Raw genomic sequence first — 18,791 nt, 5'->3', positions numbered from 1 at the left:
GGTGAGGGCTGGTATGGTTTCAGACGAAAGAGGCTTCTTTGTCTTCCGAGAGGCGGAACACAATGAAGACGCAAAGTCCGGTGCTGACCAGAAGGACGGTTGAAAGCGCCGCAGCCGTGCCAAACTCGCCGTCAATCACCTGAACATATATGAGAACCGGCATGGTGATCGTTCGTGCCGTGTAGAGGATCAGCGTCGAGGACAGCTCGTTGATAGCCGTTATGAAGCTCATCAGCGAACCGATGATGAGACCGGGCAGCATCAGCGGCACCGTCACCGACACGAAGGTCTTTGCCGGCGAAGCCCCGAGATTGACCGCAGCCTCCTCGATGGACGGTTTGATCTGCCTGAGGATCGATGTCGTGGAGCGGACGCCGTAGGGCAGCCGGCGGATAAACACTAGGACGATGATGATGAGCGCCGTCCCAGTGATATCAAAGGGTGGATAGCGGAACGTCGTAACGTAGCCGATCGCCATGACAACGCCGGGAATGAGGTAAGGCACCATCAGCAGGAGATCGAGCGAGCCGGAGACCGCATTGTCGCGTCGCACCACGATGAAGGACAGCAGGCCGGAAACGATCGCAATCAGTACCACGGCAGCCAGTGCAAACGTGAAACTGTTGGCAATCGCCTGCGGTGAATCACGAAGAATACGGGCATAGCTGTCCAACCCGAAGCCGCCGGTAAAGACGGGACCGCTGGTTGCGAGGAACGAGGTGTAGATGACCGTGAGCGACGGCAGCATGGCGATGAAGACGACCAGATAGCAGAAGCCGTGCACGATGAACGACTTCAACGGGCGCATGGACTGCTTTACCGGCCTGTTGGTCAGTGAACTGGCGTAACGACGCTTGGCAAGAATGTGCCGCTGCAACAGAAGTGCCGCCATCGAAATTGCAATCATCACCATGGAAATCGTCACCGCCATGGTTGGCGTACCGGCCATTTCGGAGGTGTATTGCGCATAGGCGATTGTCGAAAGCGTTCTGATGCCCTTGCCGAGGATTGCCGGCGTTCCGAAATCGGCGATGGACAGCACGAAGCAGATGATCGCGCCGGTGCTGACTGCAGGAAAGACCAGCGGCAAGGTGATCTTGCGGAAACGCTCGAACGCCGTGCAGCCGAGATTTTCCGCCGCGTCCTCATAGGACTTGTTGATGGTGTTCAGCGCGTTCTCCGTCATCAGGAAGATGTAGGGAAAGAACTTCAGGCTGAAGACCATCACGATGCCCGGGATTCCGTAGATCGTCGGCAATGAAATGCCGGCGAAGGACAAGAGATTGGTGACAGCACCGTTGGCACCGAACAGCATAATCCAGGCGTAAGCACCAATGAACGGCGGTGCGCACAGAACCAGAACCGCGAAAGTGGCAATAAAAGTGCGCCCCTTGATGCGGTAACGGGATGTGCAAAAGGCAAGCGGAATACCGAGAAGGCAGGCGCCCAGCATGCCCAGCACACCGATGAGAAGCGTATTCCAGAGTGCGACGGTGTAAAAACGTCGCGTGAACACTTCCGCATAGTTGCTGAGACCGAACGCACCGGTTTTGGCATCAAAGAAACTGATGAAGAAGACGCTGAAAATTGGCAGGATCAGGAATATCGCCAGCAGGATGACGGCAAATACCGTCACGCTTGTCCAAAAACCTGGCAGTCGCAGGCGGAAACCGCCGGGAGTTGCAGTCGCAGTCATATCCGTCATGACAGGCGCTCCCCGGTTACGCCCTCGCCGAACAGCTTCGCATCGGCCGCGCGCCAGGAGAAAGTGGTCTTCTGGTTGGGCTGCAGTGCAATGATCTCAGGCGATGGCTTGGTGATCGCCTCGATTTCCTCGCCCGACGAGAGAACGGCTGCAACGTTCATCTCACGCCCCGTGAAGCTGACCAGTCTTATGGTCACGGGCAGTTCGATGCGCTCGTCACCATCGATCGCGGCAGGACCGACAGAAATCGCCTCCGGGCGGATGGCGGCGACGATCTTCCGCTGCGGGGAAATCGCATCCGCCTGCGGCAATGCGACCTTGTGGCCGGAAATGGATGTCTGCCCGCCTGCACGGTCAAGCGTCAGGAAGTTGTTTGCGCCCACGAACGACGCAACGAAGCGGTTGGCGGGATTGTTGTAGACTTCCCAGGGTGGTGCAGCCTGCTGAATGACGCCGCCATACATGACGCAAACCAGATCGGACATGGCAAGCGCCTCTTCCTGATCATGCGTGACATAGACCGTGGTGATGTTCATGGCCTGCTGGATTTCACGCAGTTCCCGGCGCAGGTCCACGCGAAGTTTGGCGTCGAGGTTGGACAGCGGCTCGTCCATCAACAACACTTTCGGGTTGATGACGAGTGCGCGCGCAAGACCCACACGCTGCTGCTGGCCGCCGGAGAGTTCGTGAGGCATACGCTTGGCATAGGGAGCGAGCTGCACGACATCGAGAATCTTGCCGACCCGTTCGCGGATCTCGGCTGAAGACGCCTTGCGCTGTTTCAGACCGAAGGCAATGTTGTCAAATACCGAAATATGCGGAAACACCGCATAATCCTGAAAGACCATGCCGACATCGCGCTTGTGGGCCGGCACATGTTCGATCGCCTGTCTTTCGATGCTGATGCTGCCGCTATCCTGCTGGTGAAAACCGGCAATCGTGCGCAAAAGGGTCGTTTTGCCACAACCGCTGGGTCCAAGAAGCGTAAAAAACGATCCGGAGGGAATGGAGATGTTGATGTCGGAGAGGGCAACGACATCCCGGTAACTTTTCTTGATGCTGGTAATTTCTACGGCGGCCATGTGCTGCTCCATGACATATCCTGCGCGGCACGCGACCACGGTGGACGGACGAAAATGCTGTTGTGAAAGAGGTAAGCAGGGGACGGCTGCCTGACGCGCCGCCCCCGGCAATGTTCTTACTGGACGTCGAGCAAGATCTCGTTCCACTTTTCCATCAGACGCGAGCGGTTGTCCGCAGCCCACTTGAAGTCGTATTTCGCATCCGGAACATCGGACAGCGGAACGAGCGCCGAATTGGCAGGAACATCGGTTCTGACCGAGCGACGACCGGCTTTCACCACGACTTCCTGCGCTTCCTTGGAGACGATGAAATCGATGAAGGCCTTGCCGTTTTCGGCGTTCGGCGCACCCTTGACGAGCGCCATGCCGTCAGGCGCGATTGCCGTGCCTTCTTTCGGATAAACGATCTCTACCGGGGCGCTGCCAAGCTTGTAGCGCAGGGCGGCGTCTTCGAGCGTGATACCAACCGCCTGCTCGCCATCATTGACGAAACGCGGAACAGCGCCTGACGAGGTGGAAAGAACGGAGTTGCCGAGAATGCCGGTATAGACCTCCCAGCCCTTCTCCTCACTGTCGAAATCCTGCAAAACCGTCGCCATCTGGATATAGGCGGAGCCGGACTGATCGGCACGGGCCGAGGAAATCAGACCCTTATATTCAGGCTTGGCAAGATCGGCCCAGGATGTCGGAACCGGCGCGCCTTTCAGCGCTTCCTTGTTGACGATGAAGGCCGTAACGACTGCGGTAAAAGGAACCCAGTTGGTGCTCGGCGAAAAGGCAGGGTTGATCGATGCTGCCTCGACAGGCTTGTAAGGTTCGAAGAGGTCGGCGGAAAAGTCGATGACGGTGCCATCAACACTCCAGATCACGTCGCCAGCCGCCTTGCCGCTTTCCGCCTTGATGCGGTTCATCAGCTCGCCGGAACCGGCTTTGACAAGCTCGACCTTGGTGCCGGTCTTCTTTTCAAACATGGGCAGCAACTCATCCATGAGCTGCTGCGGCGCTGCCGAATAGACCACGACGGTACCTTCGGCATGGGCGAAAGCCGCACTGGCAAGGAAAGTTGCGCCAGCAACAAGGCGCGCGAAAATAGTGCATGATTGACGCATAAAGGGTGCTCCGTTTTTTTGTTCCCTGACTGGCAAGGCAGTACGACATAATTTCTTATTGATTTTGCGTGTCGCTACCCGCCGTCTGCTATTTATTTTCTTTACGTAAATTAATTAGTCAAGCTGCAATTTATCTTGAATACAAAAATCCAATATCCGTCTGAAAAAACTCAACATTTGAAGACAGCCGCGGTTAATCTTCGAACCTGAAAAGTCAGGACGTTCCGGAAAACAAGGTGCACAGCCGCTGAAATTGCGCTAATCATCCGACTTAACTTCTCGTGGGAGACCTGGTTGATCGACCTCGGCTACAATGAACGGCGTCTACTCGAAATCCTGCGCGGCAAAGGAGGCATGTCGCGCATCGAACTGGCGCGCGAGATGGATGTTTCCGCACCGACCCTCACCCGCCTGACGGCCAATCTTCTGGAATCCGGCCTGATCCTGGAAGCCGAGGAAGCGCGCAGCGACGGCAAACGGGGGAAGCCATCCACTGCCATCGAGATCAATCCGAACGGACTTTTCACGCTCGGGGTCTATTTCAACCCGGACGATCTGCGTGTCTGCCTGGCCGATCTCAACGGCACGATCAGGCAGGAAATGAGGTCCGAGCTTGAGGGGCACAGTTTCGAGCATATCATGGAGATGGCCGAGACGGCCGCCCGACAGGTGGTTGAAAAGGCAAAGATCAAAAAGAAGGATGTGCTAGGCTGCGGCATCAGCTTTCCAGGCCACTTCAAGCGTGATCGAGGCCATGTCTTTCGCATCAAGCAGTTCGAGAGCTGGCGCGACATCGACGTGGACAAGGACTTCCAGCCCTATTTCGATTTCCCGGTCTTTCACGAAAATGACGGCAATACCGTCATCCTCTCGGAGCTGTATTACGGAGCGGGTCGAAGCATCCGCAATTTTGCGATGATCTGGCTGACATACGGCATAGGCGGCGCCGTTGTGGTTCAGCGCCATCTCTATCGCGGCACGAACGGCAATGCCGGCGAGTTTGGCGGCCTGTTTCCCAAATCCCATCCACGTCCCTCTGGACAGGACCTTTGCGACACGCTGGCCGCCCACGGAGTGGGCATCCGGCGTTTGAAAGATATTGATGAAAGCTATTGCGACCACCCCGCCGTGGTTGCCTGGCTGGAAAGGGCGACCGACCAGCTTCGTCTGCTGGCGCTGACGGTTGCCCGGACGATGGATCCCGGTGCCATCATTTTTGGCGGATCGCTACCCGACTGGGTTCTTGAACACATCGTCCAGCGCATCGGCTCGCTTGAAATGCTCGGCGAAGACTTTTTCGTCGAGCCGCCTGAAATACGCAAATCGATGATGAGCGACCTGCCCCATCTCGGTGCCGCCAGCATACCGATCTACCGCGCCACAACGCCCAGCTATTATTCCGGCCGGGCGCTGAAGGGTTGGGCATAACCACCAGTCATCAGAGGCTTTTCGGTCCAGTGCCGGTGGAAGGCGCCGGGTGTCTGGATCTCTCACCCGGCACCGGTTTTTATGGGAATTTCAGGCAAGTTCGGCCGGGACCAATTCCGCGATCTCCGGCCAGAGCGTCTCCGTCGCGGCCATCAATTCAGGCGTTGCGGCGGCAACCCAGGGAATGCCGGTTTCGCCGCGCGTTCCAATCCGCACGTCAAGACCCGCCTCCCTTGCCAGAACAACGCCACCGGCGATGTCCCACATGGTCGTCAGTTTTTGCAGATGGCCATCGAAGATGCCGCGCGCTGCAAAAACCAGTGAAATCGAGGTCGCACGGATGGATTCCACCACCCAGCCGGCATGCCTCAAACCGACATTGAGCGCCGCCACCTCCGCGGCATCGGCAGACGCGCTGTCACCGAGCGACATCACCTGCACTTCCTTAAATGGAACATCGCGCGCAAGCGGCTTGCCGTTCAGCAGCAACCCTGTTCCTTCGGCAGCCGAATAGATCTCCTGGAAGACTGGCATGGCGACGACCCCGATTTCCGGGACGCCGTTGCGCACGAAGCCCAGCGAGATGCCCCAGAGTGGTGAGCCGCGCAGGAAGTTTGCGGTGCCGTCGATGGGATCGATGATCCAATAGGCGTCATCTGCGATCCCGCCCATCTCCTCGCCGAGAACGGTTTCACCCGGAAATGCCGCCGCCAGCCGGTCGCGCACCAGCCTTTCAACCGCGGTATCCGCTTCCGAGACGAAGTCCTGAAAACCCTTGGTGCGGGTGGCGATGCTGCCGCGCGCTTCGAAAAAGCGAAGGGCAAGACCCATCGCCTCCTCTATGATGCCGGCTGCACGCTCGAGGCGCTGGTTCATCGTGTCCATGACCTGCCCGTCTCGCCTGCATCAGCCTTCAGCCAGCCCGTGAAGGCCTCGACTTCATCCGTCTGGATTGCACCGACGCCGACCTGCGCCAGTGCGCCCCACACACCTTCTGCATCGGAAAGTGCGCGCGTGTCGTTGAGATCAAGGCAATGGGAAACGTCGAGCGTGTTGATCCAGAGGCGGATATTCTGACGCTCCATTTCGGCGCGGCCTTCGACCAGATCAGCGATATCGGTAAATTTTACCTCTATCATCGGCGCGCGCAACGCTTCGATGCGGCGCAGATCCTCGGCAAACTTGCCCTTTCTCACCGGAAACATCGGCATATGCGGGATTTTGCCGAACCAGTCGGTATCCAGCACATCAAAATGCGCGGCTTCAGGATCGATATCGGTTTTCACCAGAACCTGATCTGCGACGCCGAGGCGCAGTACGGTTTCCATGACCTGCGGCAGGTCACGGGTGAACTTGGTATCGATATTGACGGTGATTTTGCCACGCGCCTCTTCCAGCAATTCTTCCAGCGTCGGTACGCATTCCTCCGTCACATCGGCTGCATCGCCGCCAGCACCTGCCTTGAGCCGAGCGGAACGGACGACATCAAAGGCCAGTTCGCTCACTGTCCCCCGCGCCGTCGTCGTGCGGTCGAGCGTCTCGTCGTGAATGACGACCAGCCGACCATCGGCCGTCGCCTGCGTGTCGATCTCGATCATCTCCACACCGGCAGCGACCGCTGCGCGAACCGAAGCCAGCGAATTTTCAGCGGTCGCGGTCCAGAACCCACGATGGGCGATGGTGAGGATCGCGGGATTGTCGCGCGAGCAGAGGGCGAGAACGTTGCACGGATTGGAGACTTTTCGTTGGGCTGCAAGGGCTTGAGGCATCTTTTTCACTTTCGGATGTTGCGTTTACCGGAGTTGGGTTGCCCGGATCAGATTTTCCCCATGCCCGCCGCCATCAGGTCGTCACGCAGAATGCGGCCGGCGATGATGAAAACGACGAGTGCGGGAAGAAGCAGGATGAAGGAGACGATGGAGGCGAGCGGGATCTGCATCGAATAGGGGTCGAGATACATGTAGAGCTTGATCGGCAGCGTCTGCACGACAGGCGCACCGACGATGAAGGACTTGTCGAATTCCTCGAAGCTGCCGATGAAAGACATCAGGCCACCGGCCAGAAGGCCGGGCACCGCAAGCGGCAGGATGATGTGGATGACGATGCCGACCGTTCCCGCGCCGAGCGAACGGGCGGCATGGATCAGGTCGTCGGGAATGGTTTCGAGCGTCGCCGTCATCAGCCGTATCATCAGCGGCAGCGTGCCGACGATCTGCACAAGGATGACCCCGGTCACCGAATAAGCGAGACCGAAAAGAAGAAACACCTGGCCGATGCCGACAGCGACGACCAGCCCCGGAATGATGATGGGGGCCAGAATGAAGATCTCCACCAGCCGTTTCAGCCGGAAGGGAAAACGGGCCATGGCCCACGCGGTCGGCAGTGCGATCGCGGCCGTCGAGAAAGTCACGACGATGGCGATGAGGATGCTGTTGACGGCGGCCTGGATGAGGCTTGCATCGCCAAGAATGCTCGCCCAGCGCGTGGTGGTGTAATCCTTCGGCACCACCAGAGGCGGCGTCCATCCATCGGCAATGCTCCACAGGAACATCAGCACCAGAGGCACGGCGATAGCGAGCGCCAGCGCGGTAAAGAGCCCGATGGAGACAAAAATCCGGTCGTCCGGCGTGAAGGTGCGGCGGCGGGTCATGGTGACAGGTTCGAGGGCAATGGCGCTCATTATGCGTCTCCTCGGGTTTGGCCGGGGCCGATGCGGGATGTCAGGGAGTAATACAGAAGCAGGACGGAGACCGCGAAGAGGCTCAGCACCATGCCCATGGCATAGACCTGATTGAACCGCCCCTGATTGAACTCCGTGACCATGAGAACCGAAAGCGGCCGGGCAGTGGGCGGACCGACAATATCGGGAATGGCGTAGGAACCCATGGAGCCGATGAAGGTAAGAAGGATGGCGGCGGTGATGCCTGGCATCGCGAGCGGAACTTCGACGAACAGAAAGGTCTTCAGCCGCGAAGCCCCAAGCGTGCGCGACGCGTAACGGATGTCCTCCGGAATGGCGGCAAAGGCACTGGTGATGATCAGCGTCATGAAGGGTATCTGCTTCCAGACACTGGCGAGAATGACGCCAATGCCCCAGTCGTCACGCACGAGTTTGGGCAACTCAAGCCCGAGCGGCGCGACCAGCCGGTCGAGAAAACCGCCCCTTTCGAAAACGACGATCACCATCAGGCCAACGATAATGCCGGGCACCGCCATCGGCAGCTTGTAAAGGCCGCTGAACAGCTTGCGGCCGAGAAAGCTCTTGCGGATCAGAAGCGCCAGCGGCACCGAAGCCGCAAGCGACACCATCACCGGCATGACACCGTAATAGATGGAAGTCGTCAGGCCGCGGATCATCGACGGACGTGTGAAGATCCGCTCGTAGAACATCAGCGTGAAGCTGCCATCGTCCTGCCTGAAGCTGCCGATCAGTGCCGAAAGCAGCGGACCGCCGAAGAAGATCAGCAAATACCCCACTCCCGGCGCAAGCAGGACCAGCAGCTGGGCGCGCCTGTCGCGAAGCACCCCGCGCATCACGCCGCCTCCCCTGCCTGCCCGTCATCGAGCAAATGCACCGATCCGGGAAAACGCAAGGCGACCCTGCGTCCCGCATCGATAAGATTTTCCGCACCGGACTGGCTGATCTTGATCTGGTGGCCGCCGATTTCGACCGTATAGAGCGCATTGGCGCCCATGAAGGAAACGGCAGAGACCGTGCCGGCACCCGCCTCGTCGGCGCTGATGTGGATGTTTTCCGGACGAACCGAAATCTGTGCGGAGCCGGCAGCAGTCGCATCCAGCGTTACGGACTGCTCCCAGGGCAATTGCGCCTGCCTACCCTCAGCCAAAACCGGCAAAAGGTTGGTCTGCCCCAGAAAACCGGCGGTAAAGGCGTGTTTGGGCGCACGGTAAAGTTCGAGCGGTGTTCCCACTTCAACGACGCGGCCGGCATTCATCACCACGATCCGGTCCGACATCGCCATGGCCTCGGCCTGATCATGCGTCACATAAAGGCTGGTCGCGCCGATCCGGCGGTGAAGTTCAGTCAGTTCATGGCGCAGCGTGTCGCGGAGCTTGGCGTCGAGGTTCGAGAGCGGCTCGTCGAACAGCAAGAGGCTTGGCTGCATGACAATGGCGCGCGCCAGCGCCACGCGCTGCTGCTGCCCGCCGGACAGTTGCCGCGGCATGCGATCCACCAGACCGGCAAGATTACAGATTTCAAGCGCATGGGCGATGCGGCGCGCGCGCTCGTCCTTCGGGACCTTCTTCATCTTCAGGCCGAAGCCAAGGTTTTTGGCTACCGACATATGCGGGAAAAGCGCATAGGACTGAAAAACCAAGGCGATGTCGCGCGCTTCCGGCGGCGCCTGATCGATACGCTTGCCGCCCAGCCGGATTTCGCCTCCCGAAGGCTGGCTGATGCCGGTGAGGATGCGCAAAAGCGTGGACTTGCCGCAGCCCGAGGGGCCGAGAATGGTGACGAATTCGCCCCGCTCGACAGTGATCGACACGGGATGAAGCGCCCGGCTCAAACCGTAATCCTTGCTGATATTGCTGATCTCGAGTTCACTCATGGCGAGGCTCCCTCATGGTTTCGACCAAGGCTCCCGGACCGTTTGGCGGTTTCCAGCCCCACGGTCCGGTCGATCCGGGCAGGTGTTACTGGTTGAGCACTTTTTCATCGAGCGCTTCGGCAAGGGCCGTCGACATGTCCCAGAACGCCGGAACCGACAGGCGCGGATAAACGCTTTGCGGCAGAACATGCTCCTGTACGGCTTTGGGCATCAGGTCGTTGGTGACATCCGCCCGTGGAGACCGCGAAGCCTTGTTCTCCAGCTTCCAGAGCTGGAACTCCTTGCTCATCGCCATATCGATCAGAAGCAGGGCGGACGCGACGTTCTTGGCATTTGCCGGCACGAAAATGGCATCGCCCGAGCCGACCTGGCCTTTTTCCAGCAGCGTGACGCGGAAGCTCTCCGGCAACTGCTTGGTCCCGAGGAAGCTCATGACCTGGTCTTCCCAGACGGTGCCCATGTAGAGCTGCTGGTTGTTGATCAGGTTGAGCGTGTCGGCGTTGCCGTTGGTCAGTTCAGCCACGGCAAGAAGACGGCGGTAATAATCCCAGACCGGCGTAAGGCACTCGGACGTCATTGCCCAGTCTTCGGCCTGCTGCAGCGTCTGATTATAGTCGGTAAGCTGCTTGCGGCAGTCGCCGGTGAGATAATTGAGCGCCACCGAATAGATGAAGCCGCCGCCGGAGCCGCCCTTGGCTGGCAGGGTGACGCCAAGGCGCTTCGGGTTCTTTTCAGCCCAGACGAGAAGATCGTCAAAGCTCTTCGGCACGTCTTCGGCTTTCACGAAGGCGGAATCGTAGCCGAGTGCGGTCTGGTTGAGATGCACAAGAGGGAAGCTGCCGCCATGCGCTTTGCCGAAAACGGTCTCGGCCAGTTCCGGATTGTAATTGGCCATGTTGGGCAAGATCTTCGTCAGCGGAATATTGCCGACGACGCCCTTGGAAGACAAAAGCGGATAGCCGCCGCCGCCAGCGAAATAGGCGTCGACAGGCGAATCTTGCGCAGCCGCCTGCACGGCGATGAGCTGCTGGTTCGCCTGATCACCCTTCACGTCGCTATAGGTAACCTTGATGCCATATTTGGCCTCGAACCGGGTGATCAGTTCTTTCCACGTATCCGCGAAACTGCCGGCGAAATTGTACATCGTCACCGTGCCTTCCGCTTTGGCAGCGGGAACGACGATGTCATAGAAATTTTCGCGCGTGACCTTCGACAGATCGAAGTCGAGGTTCTTCATGTTGGTGTCCGCCGCAAAGCAAGGCGCTACCGTCGTCGCCAGCGCAAGCGCGGCGATCGCAATAAATTTCATGCTCATTGAATGGTTCCTCCTGGGGATCCGTTATTAACCGGCCTCTTATTACTACACTCTAAGTGTATTATTTGTGACAGTCCAGTGAAAAATGCCGTCCCCGGTGCGCGGCCCGAGTTGCGAAGGCCTTGTGCAGCCGCTATCCAAGGCCATGACAACAGATAAGACACCGCGCCAGACCTTCGACCGCCAGCCGCTTGCCAGCGAGAATGAGCGCCTCATTCTCGATATAGTGCGCCGCCACGGCCCCATTGCCCGTGCAACAATCACCGGTCACACGAACCTGACGCAGCAATCCGTGCATCGGTTGATCGAAGGCCTGCTGGAACGCGGCCTTTTGCGTACCGGCGCACCGCTTAAAGGAACGCGTGGCCAGCCGAGCCCGACCATTGAACTGGTGCCTGAGGCGGCCTATTCGCTCGGAATTTCCATCAACACTGACTCCGTGGTGATCTGCATTGCCGATTTCCGCTGCATGGTGGTTGTCGAAGAAAAATTGCGGATGCTTCCCAGCGATCGCGAAATGACGCTTGCCGCATTATCGCGCGCTCTGGAACGGTTGCTGGCGGACCACGGCATCCCGCGCGACCGCCTGCTCGGCCTCGGCTTTTCCATGTCGGGATTTTTCGTGTCGGAAGATCGGGCGTTCAACGCGCCGGAACCATTGCGCGACTGGTCGCTGATGGACCTGAAACCGATCCTTGAAGAGAAATTCCGTCTGCCAGTCTGGCTGGAAAACAACGCAACCACCGGCGCGATCGGCGAAAGCCTTCGCGGCGTGGGACTGTGGTGCCAGACCTTCGCCTATCTATCCTTCAACTATGGCTTCGGCGGCGGCCTCATTCTGGGAGGTCAGCCTTTCTACGGTTTTCACGGCAATGCCGGTGAATTCAGCGGCATCTTCAACCCGGATGAAGCCGACAGGCGGCCGGCGCTGCAATATCTGATCGCGACGCTGCAGAAACACCGGAGCGAGATAGATTCGATCGAAGCGCTCTATCAGCATTTTGACCCTGCCTGGCCGGGCGTCGAGGAATGGCTTGAGCGGACCATGCCGCAGGTGGACCGGCTGGTGGCGAGCCTGATTGCGGTTCTCGATCCACAGGCGATCGTCTTTGGTGGACAATTGCCGCGCGCACTCGGCCGGATGATGATCGAACGTGTACACATGCCCTCGCAACGCGAACACCGTTACGGCATCGGCCCGCAGGAAGCAAAACTGGTGCTCAGCGAGACAGAAGGCGATTCCTCGGCACTCGGCGCCACCCTGCTGCCGCTCAGGGTCCGTTATTTCCTGTAACCGGGCCGGCCGGGCGCGGCGATTAGACCGCGCCCGCGAAACCTTGGCCTCGCAGCCTATTCGACCACCACGGACAGCGACGAGCCGGTATAAACCGGCCGCACCTTCACATTGCCCGCGTCGATCGCAGCGAAGGTGCCAGTCAGGCCGTCTGCGGCGATGACGTTGAAGCGCGTGCCGGCAGCGGGTGCGGCGCCATCGAAGGCGAGCCGCAGGGTTGCGCCATCAAGCGTCGCGTTGCCCTTGACCAGCAGCGGAGCCTTTTGCGGATCAAGCGCCAGCGTGCCGCCCGTCTGGGCATAATCGCCGCCAATGACGATGTCACTGTCGCCGTTCAGCAAAAGCGTTCCGCCGGAGACAAGCACGCCGCCTGTACCAAGCGCATTGGCGGAGGATGCCACAAGCGTTCCGTCCTGCAAGACGGTGCCGCCGCTATAGCTGTTGGCGCCGGTGAGCGTGAGCGCGCCACTGCCGGATTTGACGAGACGCCCTGCCCCGACAATATCGTTCGTCCAGCGGTCAGCCGCATTGAACCCGCCGGCTGCAGCATCCATCGTCACGTCGACATCGCCGTTAAAGGCACCATAACCGGCAGCGGCGGCCACCAGATTGATCCGGCCCCAGCCATTGCTGTCGTCAAGCAGCGGATAACCGGCCTCGATACCAGTGGAGAACAAGACGGCGCGGCGTTGCGCGGCATCGAGATAAGGCAGGCGTGTCTCCAGCAGAACCTCGGCACCCTTCGGCACCACCATGGGCGCATCGCCAACGGTTTTGTCGCGGCTGAAGGACATGGTCATACGCCGGCGATAATCAGCCTCGTTGGTCGCGGCATCCGCAAAAGGGTCTACATCCGGTTTCGCGCTATGGGCAAAGTCGATCAGGGACTGTCCCGCTGGTAAGCGTTTGGCAAAATAGGCCTGCAATTCATCATGCGCGACCTTCTTGAGATCGGCGTTTTTCGGATCCTGCAGAATAGCCGCGGCTATCGCGGTGGCCGTAATGCGGCCGCCGATCACGTCGACTGGCGAATGCATCCCCGCAACGATACGGCTTTCGCCGAGCTCGGAAGCGGCCGTCAGCAATTCGGAAAACCGCTCCGGCACAACGTAAGCATAAGTGATGGCGGCGAGATAGGCGGCATTGGTGTGACCGCTCGGAAAGCCGCCATCCTTGCCGCGTCCACGGTTCTCGCGCGCATATTTGAGCGCGGGCACAATGACGCCGGGATCGGTTTCGTAAGTTTCAAACTTGCGGTCGCCTATGGTCTCGGTGCCTGTCTCTATCACCTCGCCCTTGGCGTTCATGCGCCACGGGCGCGGCGTGGAATAGAAATATTTCGCTGGCGACGTCGTGCCTTCCGGGCCACGCATTACCTTCATGAGGGCCACGACATCCTTCAGCTCGGAATCGGCCGCTCCAGCCTCGGTGCCCTTGTCCTCTTCCTTGCGCGTGATGACCTCGTTCGGATCGAAATCCGCCAGGGTGTGGTTGATGGTCGTCGTCGCGCCCGCGCCTTCGCGATACCACGGAGCAAGCGGCCCCATGCCGTCGATCATGCTGTAACCCTGCGAGCGGCGGTCTTTCACATAGGCGTTCAAGGCCGCGGCGGGGGTGCGGTTCTCACCGGTTACGGAAAGCACGTAACGCATGTTTTCCTGCCACACAGCGGGATTGACGGCCTTCACATGGCTGAAATCGGCAGGACCGTCGCCATTGGCGCCGCCATCCGCCCATTTTTCATCGCCCAGCGTCCAGATGCGATTAAAACCCGAGAGGATTTCGATGACGGGATTGTCGCGGTCGTCATAGGCACGGACGTCTTCGCCCTTGGCATTCTTGCCAGTCTGGTTGCGATAGGTGTCGGAAAGCGGCAGCGGATATCTTGCTGCGGGTTCGGGTACCGTAATGGCATAACCCTGACCTGCGGGTTGAGTGCGCTCGAATGCCTGTGCGTTCGGGACAAGAACCAGCAATGCGACGGAGGCAAGCAAGGCCGACCGCACGAACGGAAAAGACGACATCTTCAGTTTAGCCATGACGAATCCTATGATTTCAGCGGATGACGCGTGACGAAGCGCGCACGCAGCTTCCGGCGCGCCTCGCCGTCAGCTTTTATGCCGGGCGTATTGCAGTTTTTTTTCGACTTGCTGATTAAGTCAGATCGCATATGCCACAACAGCCGGCGAACAAGCGGCGACGTATGCCCGGAGCATAACTCCGGGCAGATCGAGAGCATCGTTATTTCGTGATGAAAGAACGGGCGCTCATCATTTCTTGACCGCAACGGCCTCATTGATCTTGGCGACATCGTCTTCCAGAACCTTGTAGGTCTGGTCGAGCGTCAGTTCGCCAACGATGAGCTGGCTCATGCGCTGGACGATCTGCTGATACATGGCAGTGCCACCCTTGGCATGCTCGAATTCGCGGGCGGCCTGCGGCACATTCTTCTTGTTGTCCAGGAAGACCTTCATCGCCGCCTTGGCGTTTTCGCTCTTCAGCTTGTATTGCGGATCGACGATTTCGGCACCCGTCAGGATCACGTAATTTTCGGCGATTTCCCGCTGCACCTTTTCAGAGCCGAGAAATTCGACGAAATGGGCGACATCTTCGGGATATTTGGTGCGCTTGAAGCCGACAATCGCCGTGCCGCCGGGCATGGCATAGCAACCGGCATCGCCGCAGGGGGCGTTGATCGCGGTCCATTCGAAGCTGTCACCGATCTTGTTCTGGAATGGATTGACCATCCAGTTGCCGGCCAGATAGGTCACGACATTGCCGTTGACGAATTCATCACCCATGTTCTTGTATTGCGAGCCACCCGCAGCACCCCACATTTCCTTCGGGAAGCTGCCGTTCTGCGTCCATGAATAGATGTCAGAGATGTATTTTTTCGCCGCGTCGTCGGGGAAGCTGAACTTGCCGTCCTTCACATAGGTCGCACCATAAGCGAAGGCGCCGCCGGAGAAGCGGTGGCCGGAGCGGTCCATGGTGAAGGGAATCTGCACGCCGGTCGACTTGGCAACACGGGCGGACGCCTCGACAATCTCGCTCAATTTCGCGGTCGGGCCGGGCAAGGGTTCACCCGCCTGCTCGAACAGCGTCTTGTTGACGAAGGGCAGGTTCAGCGTCTGCGAGGCCATGTAACCGTTGATCGACTGCGGATCGTTGACACCAGGCAGACGAAGCTGGGCAAGGCTCGAACCGTGCAGTTTGGCAAAGCCATCCGCATCCTTCATGTAGGGGCGCATGTCGAGATAGTAGGAAGCGAGCTGCCAGTCGGTGATCTTGGCAACATCCGGCCCCTCGCCCACCGCTAGCTGTACCGGCAGCTGCTTGGAAACGGCATCATAACCGGAAGACACGAAGTTGATCTTCACGCCCGGATTGGCCGCCTCGAACTCCTTGCTGAGTTCAGACATGCGCTGCACATAACCCTGGTCGTCATCCGTAAAAAGGAACGTGATCGTTCTTGTCTCGGCCTCTGCGACCGAAAGGCCGGCGATAGAGGCCAATACGAGGGCGCTAACGCCCGAAAACAGTTTCAGCATGCTCATCCTCCCAATGAAAAACTTTTCACAAATCGAATTGAAGCTCCTCGTCTTAATTCGATTTCGCTTGTTTTGCGACTTGACAGAATAAACGTCAAGCTGTTTGTTTCGGCTAAATCGCACAAATCGACGCAACAAAGCGAAAATAGATTTGTGAAAATAATTTCATAAAGGTCGACGGGAGGCGATCCATTATGACGGATGGACCATTGGCGACGGGCACGTCGCAGCCCACATATATCGTGCCGCCAGGCGAAACGGTTACCGCCTGGATCGTCTCGGATCTGGTGGAAACCTCATTTCCGGGAATTGCGGCACCGGCGGAAGACCGGGTCGATTATCGCTTCATCAACGGCTTTGTGGATGTTGGCGACCTGCCCTGCCGCAAGGCCTTTCAACAGAAGATGATCGGCCGCGACATCGCGCCCGACTCCAGCTTTACGGTTTCGCACCTCAACCTGCCGGGTTCCAATCGACGAGTTGAATTCACCGGTTTCTGGCATGTTCCGACCCATGTGCAGCGCTGGCTGAAGGGCACGTTCCGCAGCGACACCACAAGACAGGCGCATTTCCGGCTGCGCACCTGCGGCGGCGTGCGCATCTGGGTGGGCGGCGTGGAGCAGGTCCGCTTTGAGCCCTTTATCCGCAATGTCGAAAGCAGCCGCGATATCACGCTCGAACTTGCGGCCGGCGATAACGAAGTGCTGCTGCTTTGCGAAGATCTGGCGGAACGTGACATCATCTGGTTCTTCGAGCTTGAGGTTACGGACGCCACGCCGCTCACCGTCGTGCTGCCGGTGCCGCTCGACCGGGAAGAAACGAAACGTCTTGCCGCACTGGTGCGCGATGTTCGCCCCGCACGCGACGTTTTTTCCGGCGCGGCCCTCGAGCTGGTTTTCGGGGCAGCACCTGCCAGCGACCTTCCCGTCCACATCGCGGTGAAAAGCCACGGCCACGAGCGCGCCGCCCTTGCCGAGGTCGATACCGTGCTGAAAGCCGGGCAATCGACCCTGACGATCCCCGAGACGGTAGGCATTTCGGACGGATATCATGGCGTCAGGATCACCATCGGTTCAGGTGCCGGAACGGTAACGCGCGTCATCGACGCAGCCTTCATGGGCGATATGGCGCCACAACCGGCCGCCACCGATATTGCCGAGCGAAAGAAAGCGGCATTGTCCTTCAGCGCCCGCTTTGGTGCATGGCGCATCGGCCGCGCGCTGGCAATGGTCGCTACCGGCAGCGGTGACATGAAGACGATTTCCGGCATCGTCGATGCAACGCTGCGGTCCATCGACCGGCGTGAGGATTGTTCAGATTTCGTGCTGGTGCCGCTTCTCTGGCTGGTGCGCGCCTATGGTGACCGGCTTCCCCCTCAGATCCTTGAGCGGATCAACTCTTCTATTCTCTCCTATCGCTACTGGGTGGACGAACCCGGCAACGACGTCATGTGGTTCTGGAGCGAAAACCACGTTCTGTGCTTCCATACCAGCCAGCTGCTCGCGGGAGACTATCTGCCGGACGCCATCTTCAGCGCCTCCGGGCGCACGGGCAGAGAACAGACGGCACTCGCCACTGAGCGGCTGCAGCGCTGGTTCGACAGCGTCGAGGCGCATGGTCTCGCCGAATGGAATTCGGCCGCCTATTACCCGGTGGATTTCATCGGCCTTCTCGCCATCGAACATTGGGCCGAACCGGAACTTGCCGCCCGCGCCCGCCACCAGCTCGATCTCATTTTCGAAATGATCGCTCTGCACACGCTTGGTGGCGTTCCCTCCGGTTCCCAGGGCAGAGCCTATGACAAGGAGCTGCGCGCCGGGCCGCTGACCGAACTTGCACCTTTTGCGCAAGTCGCCTTCGGTCAGGGCTGGCTCAACAATGGCGTCGCCTCGCTGCCGATGTTCTGCTGTGGAGATTACCTGCCGCCACCGCATCTTGCCGCCCTGTCGCAACTGACAGGCGGCCGCATGGTCGAGGCGCGTTATGCGCAGGGACTGGAGCCGGGCAAACTCGTGCTCTTCAAGAACGAAGCAGCCCAGCTTTCCACTGTGGTGGACCACAAGACAGGTCGCAAGGGCCACCAGCAGCACGTCATGGACATCAAGCTTGCCGGCCATCCGATGGCGCGGCTGTGGGTCAACCATCCCGGCGAAGATGATCCGTGGGGCACACAGCGCCCCTCTTATTGGGCCGGCAGCGGCATCCTGCCGCGCGTGGCGCAGCACCGGGATATCGCCATGATGATCTTCGATACGGATGATCACCGCAATGATTGGACCCATGCCTATCTCGGTCGCGACGGGCTGGACGAGGTGGAGACGAAGGGTAACTGGCTCATCACCCGCGCGGGCCGCGGCTTTGCAGCACTTTATGCGACCAATGGGCTTGAACCTGTAACAGCAGGCGCCACCGCCGACCGCGAGATCAGATCACCTGGCCGCCGCGCTGGCTGGATCGGCATTATCGGCTGCGGAGATACGAACGCATTCGCGCACTTCCGCGAAAGAATTCTCGCCACGCAGGTCATGTTCGACGCCGACAGGCGCCTGCTGTCTGTCACGCCACCCGGTGGCCCCGAACTCTCCCTCAACTGGGAGGGCAACTTCACCATCGGCGGGCAAGCCATGGCCTTCGACCACGAGCAGCCACAGCCACAGATCACCTTCGACAGTGCCAAAACCGCCGCAGGCAACGGCGTGGCACAGCCATTTTACTCCTAAGCGGAATGACCAG

The 18,791-nt window shown here is 59.3% G+C and carries 14 protein-coding genes; 3 read left to right on the top strand and 11 right to left on the bottom strand.

Translation table 11 applies throughout. The annotated features are described in order from the left end of the window. Positions 1-19 precede the first annotated feature (19 nt). From J5276_RS22935 to J5276_RS22925, 3 genes are all read right to left on the bottom strand, one after another. Positions 20-1,705, bottom strand: a complete 1,686-nt coding sequence (locus J5276_RS22935; protein ID WP_035200257.1) for an iron ABC transporter permease — start codon at positions 1,703-1,705, stop codon at positions 20-22. Further along, the gene (locus tag J5276_RS22930) at positions 1,702-2,787 is read right to left on the bottom strand and encodes an ABC transporter ATP-binding protein (protein WP_004431090.1); all 1,086 of its coding nucleotides are present in this window, start codon (positions 2,785-2,787) and stop codon (positions 1,702-1,704) included. Before J5276_RS22930 ends, J5276_RS22935 begins: the two co-directional genes overlap by 4 nt. Positions 2,788-2,903: 116 nt before the next feature. Next, positions 2,904-3,896 (bottom strand): ABC transporter substrate-binding protein, encoded by a 993-nt coding sequence (locus tag J5276_RS22925; RefSeq protein WP_013762397.1) that lies wholly within the window; start codon positions 3,894-3,896, stop codon positions 2,904-2,906. 294 nt (positions 3,897-4,190) lie between these two features. On the opposite strand from J5276_RS22925, the gene J5276_RS22920 reads away from it, so the two are divergent. Next, positions 4,191-5,324 carry an ROK family transcriptional regulator gene (locus J5276_RS22920; RefSeq protein ID WP_174012366.1) on the top strand — a complete coding sequence of 378 codons (1,134 nt, stop codon included), beginning with the start codon at positions 4,191-4,193 and terminating at the stop codon, positions 5,322-5,324. A gap of 90 nt (positions 5,325-5,414) precedes the next feature. On the opposite strand, the gene J5276_RS22915 is transcribed toward J5276_RS22920, so the two are convergent. The 6 genes from J5276_RS22915 to J5276_RS22890 all read right to left on the bottom strand — a co-directional run bounded on the left by J5276_RS22915 (position 5,415) and on the right by J5276_RS22890 (position 11,213). Beyond that, positions 5,415-6,209: an inositol monophosphatase family protein gene (locus J5276_RS22915; RefSeq protein ID WP_162694884.1), complete on the bottom strand. Its 795-nt coding sequence runs from the start codon at positions 6,207-6,209 to the stop codon at positions 5,415-5,417. Continuing rightward, on the bottom strand, positions 6,197-7,093 hold the full coding sequence (locus J5276_RS22910; protein ID WP_111795312.1) for a glycerophosphodiester phosphodiesterase family protein: 897 nt from the start codon (positions 7,091-7,093) through the stop codon (positions 6,197-6,199). Before J5276_RS22910 ends, J5276_RS22915 begins: the two co-directional genes overlap by 13 nt. Before the next feature lie 47 nt (positions 7,094-7,140). Beyond that, entirely contained in the window at positions 7,141-8,004 is an 864-nt protein-coding gene (locus J5276_RS22905) for an ABC transporter permease (protein ID WP_013762394.1), read from the bottom strand. Then, complete coding sequence (locus J5276_RS22900) at positions 8,004-8,858, bottom strand: ABC transporter permease (protein WP_060642645.1); 855 nt, start codon at positions 8,856-8,858, stop codon at positions 8,004-8,006. The genes J5276_RS22905 and J5276_RS22900 overlap by 1 nt, the downstream gene beginning before the upstream one ends. After that, complete coding sequence (locus J5276_RS22895) at positions 8,858-9,898, bottom strand: ABC transporter ATP-binding protein (protein WP_111795311.1); 1,041 nt, start codon at positions 9,896-9,898, stop codon at positions 8,858-8,860. Before J5276_RS22895 ends, J5276_RS22900 begins: the two co-directional genes overlap by 1 nt. An 85-nt stretch (positions 9,899-9,983) precedes the next feature. Beyond that, on the bottom strand, positions 9,984-11,213 hold the full coding sequence (locus J5276_RS22890) for an extracellular solute-binding protein (RefSeq protein ID WP_111795310.1): 1,230 nt from the start codon (positions 11,211-11,213) through the stop codon (positions 9,984-9,986). A gap of 145 nt (positions 11,214-11,358) precedes the next feature. Here J5276_RS22890 and J5276_RS22885 point away from each other — a divergent pair, with 145 nt between their 5' ends. Then, the gene (locus tag J5276_RS22885; protein ID WP_174012364.1) at positions 11,359-12,507 is read left to right on the top strand and encodes an ROK family transcriptional regulator; all 1,149 of its coding nucleotides are present in this window, start codon (positions 11,359-11,361) and stop codon (positions 12,505-12,507) included. A 56-nt stretch (positions 12,508-12,563) separates the two neighbouring features. Here the strand turns inward: J5276_RS22885 and J5276_RS22880 are convergent, their stop codons facing one another. Together J5276_RS22880 and J5276_RS22875 are read right to left on the bottom strand one after the other, a co-directional pair. Next, positions 12,564-14,546, bottom strand: coding sequence for a phosphatase PAP2 family protein (locus J5276_RS22880; protein ID WP_111795309.1), 1,983 nt, complete (start codon positions 14,544-14,546; stop codon positions 12,564-12,566). A gap of 231 nt (positions 14,547-14,777) precedes the next feature. Beyond that, positions 14,778-16,058 carry an ABC transporter substrate-binding protein gene (locus J5276_RS22875; protein ID WP_004431072.1) on the bottom strand — a complete coding sequence of 427 codons (1,281 nt, stop codon included), beginning with the start codon at positions 16,056-16,058 and terminating at the stop codon, positions 14,778-14,780. Positions 16,059-16,252: 194 nt separating this feature from the next. On the opposite strand from J5276_RS22875, the gene J5276_RS22870 reads away from it, so the two are divergent. Further along, positions 16,253-18,778, top strand: a complete 2,526-nt coding sequence (locus J5276_RS22870) for a hypothetical protein (RefSeq protein WP_111795308.1) — start codon at positions 16,253-16,255, stop codon at positions 18,776-18,778. Positions 18,779-18,791 lie beyond the last annotated feature (13 nt).

The sequence above is a fragment of the Agrobacterium sp. S7/73 genome, from assembly GCF_019355535.1.
GTDB lineage: Bacteria > Pseudomonadota > Alphaproteobacteria > Rhizobiales > Rhizobiaceae > Agrobacterium > Agrobacterium tumefaciens.
This window is presented reverse-complemented; position numbering and strand designations above follow the sequence as displayed.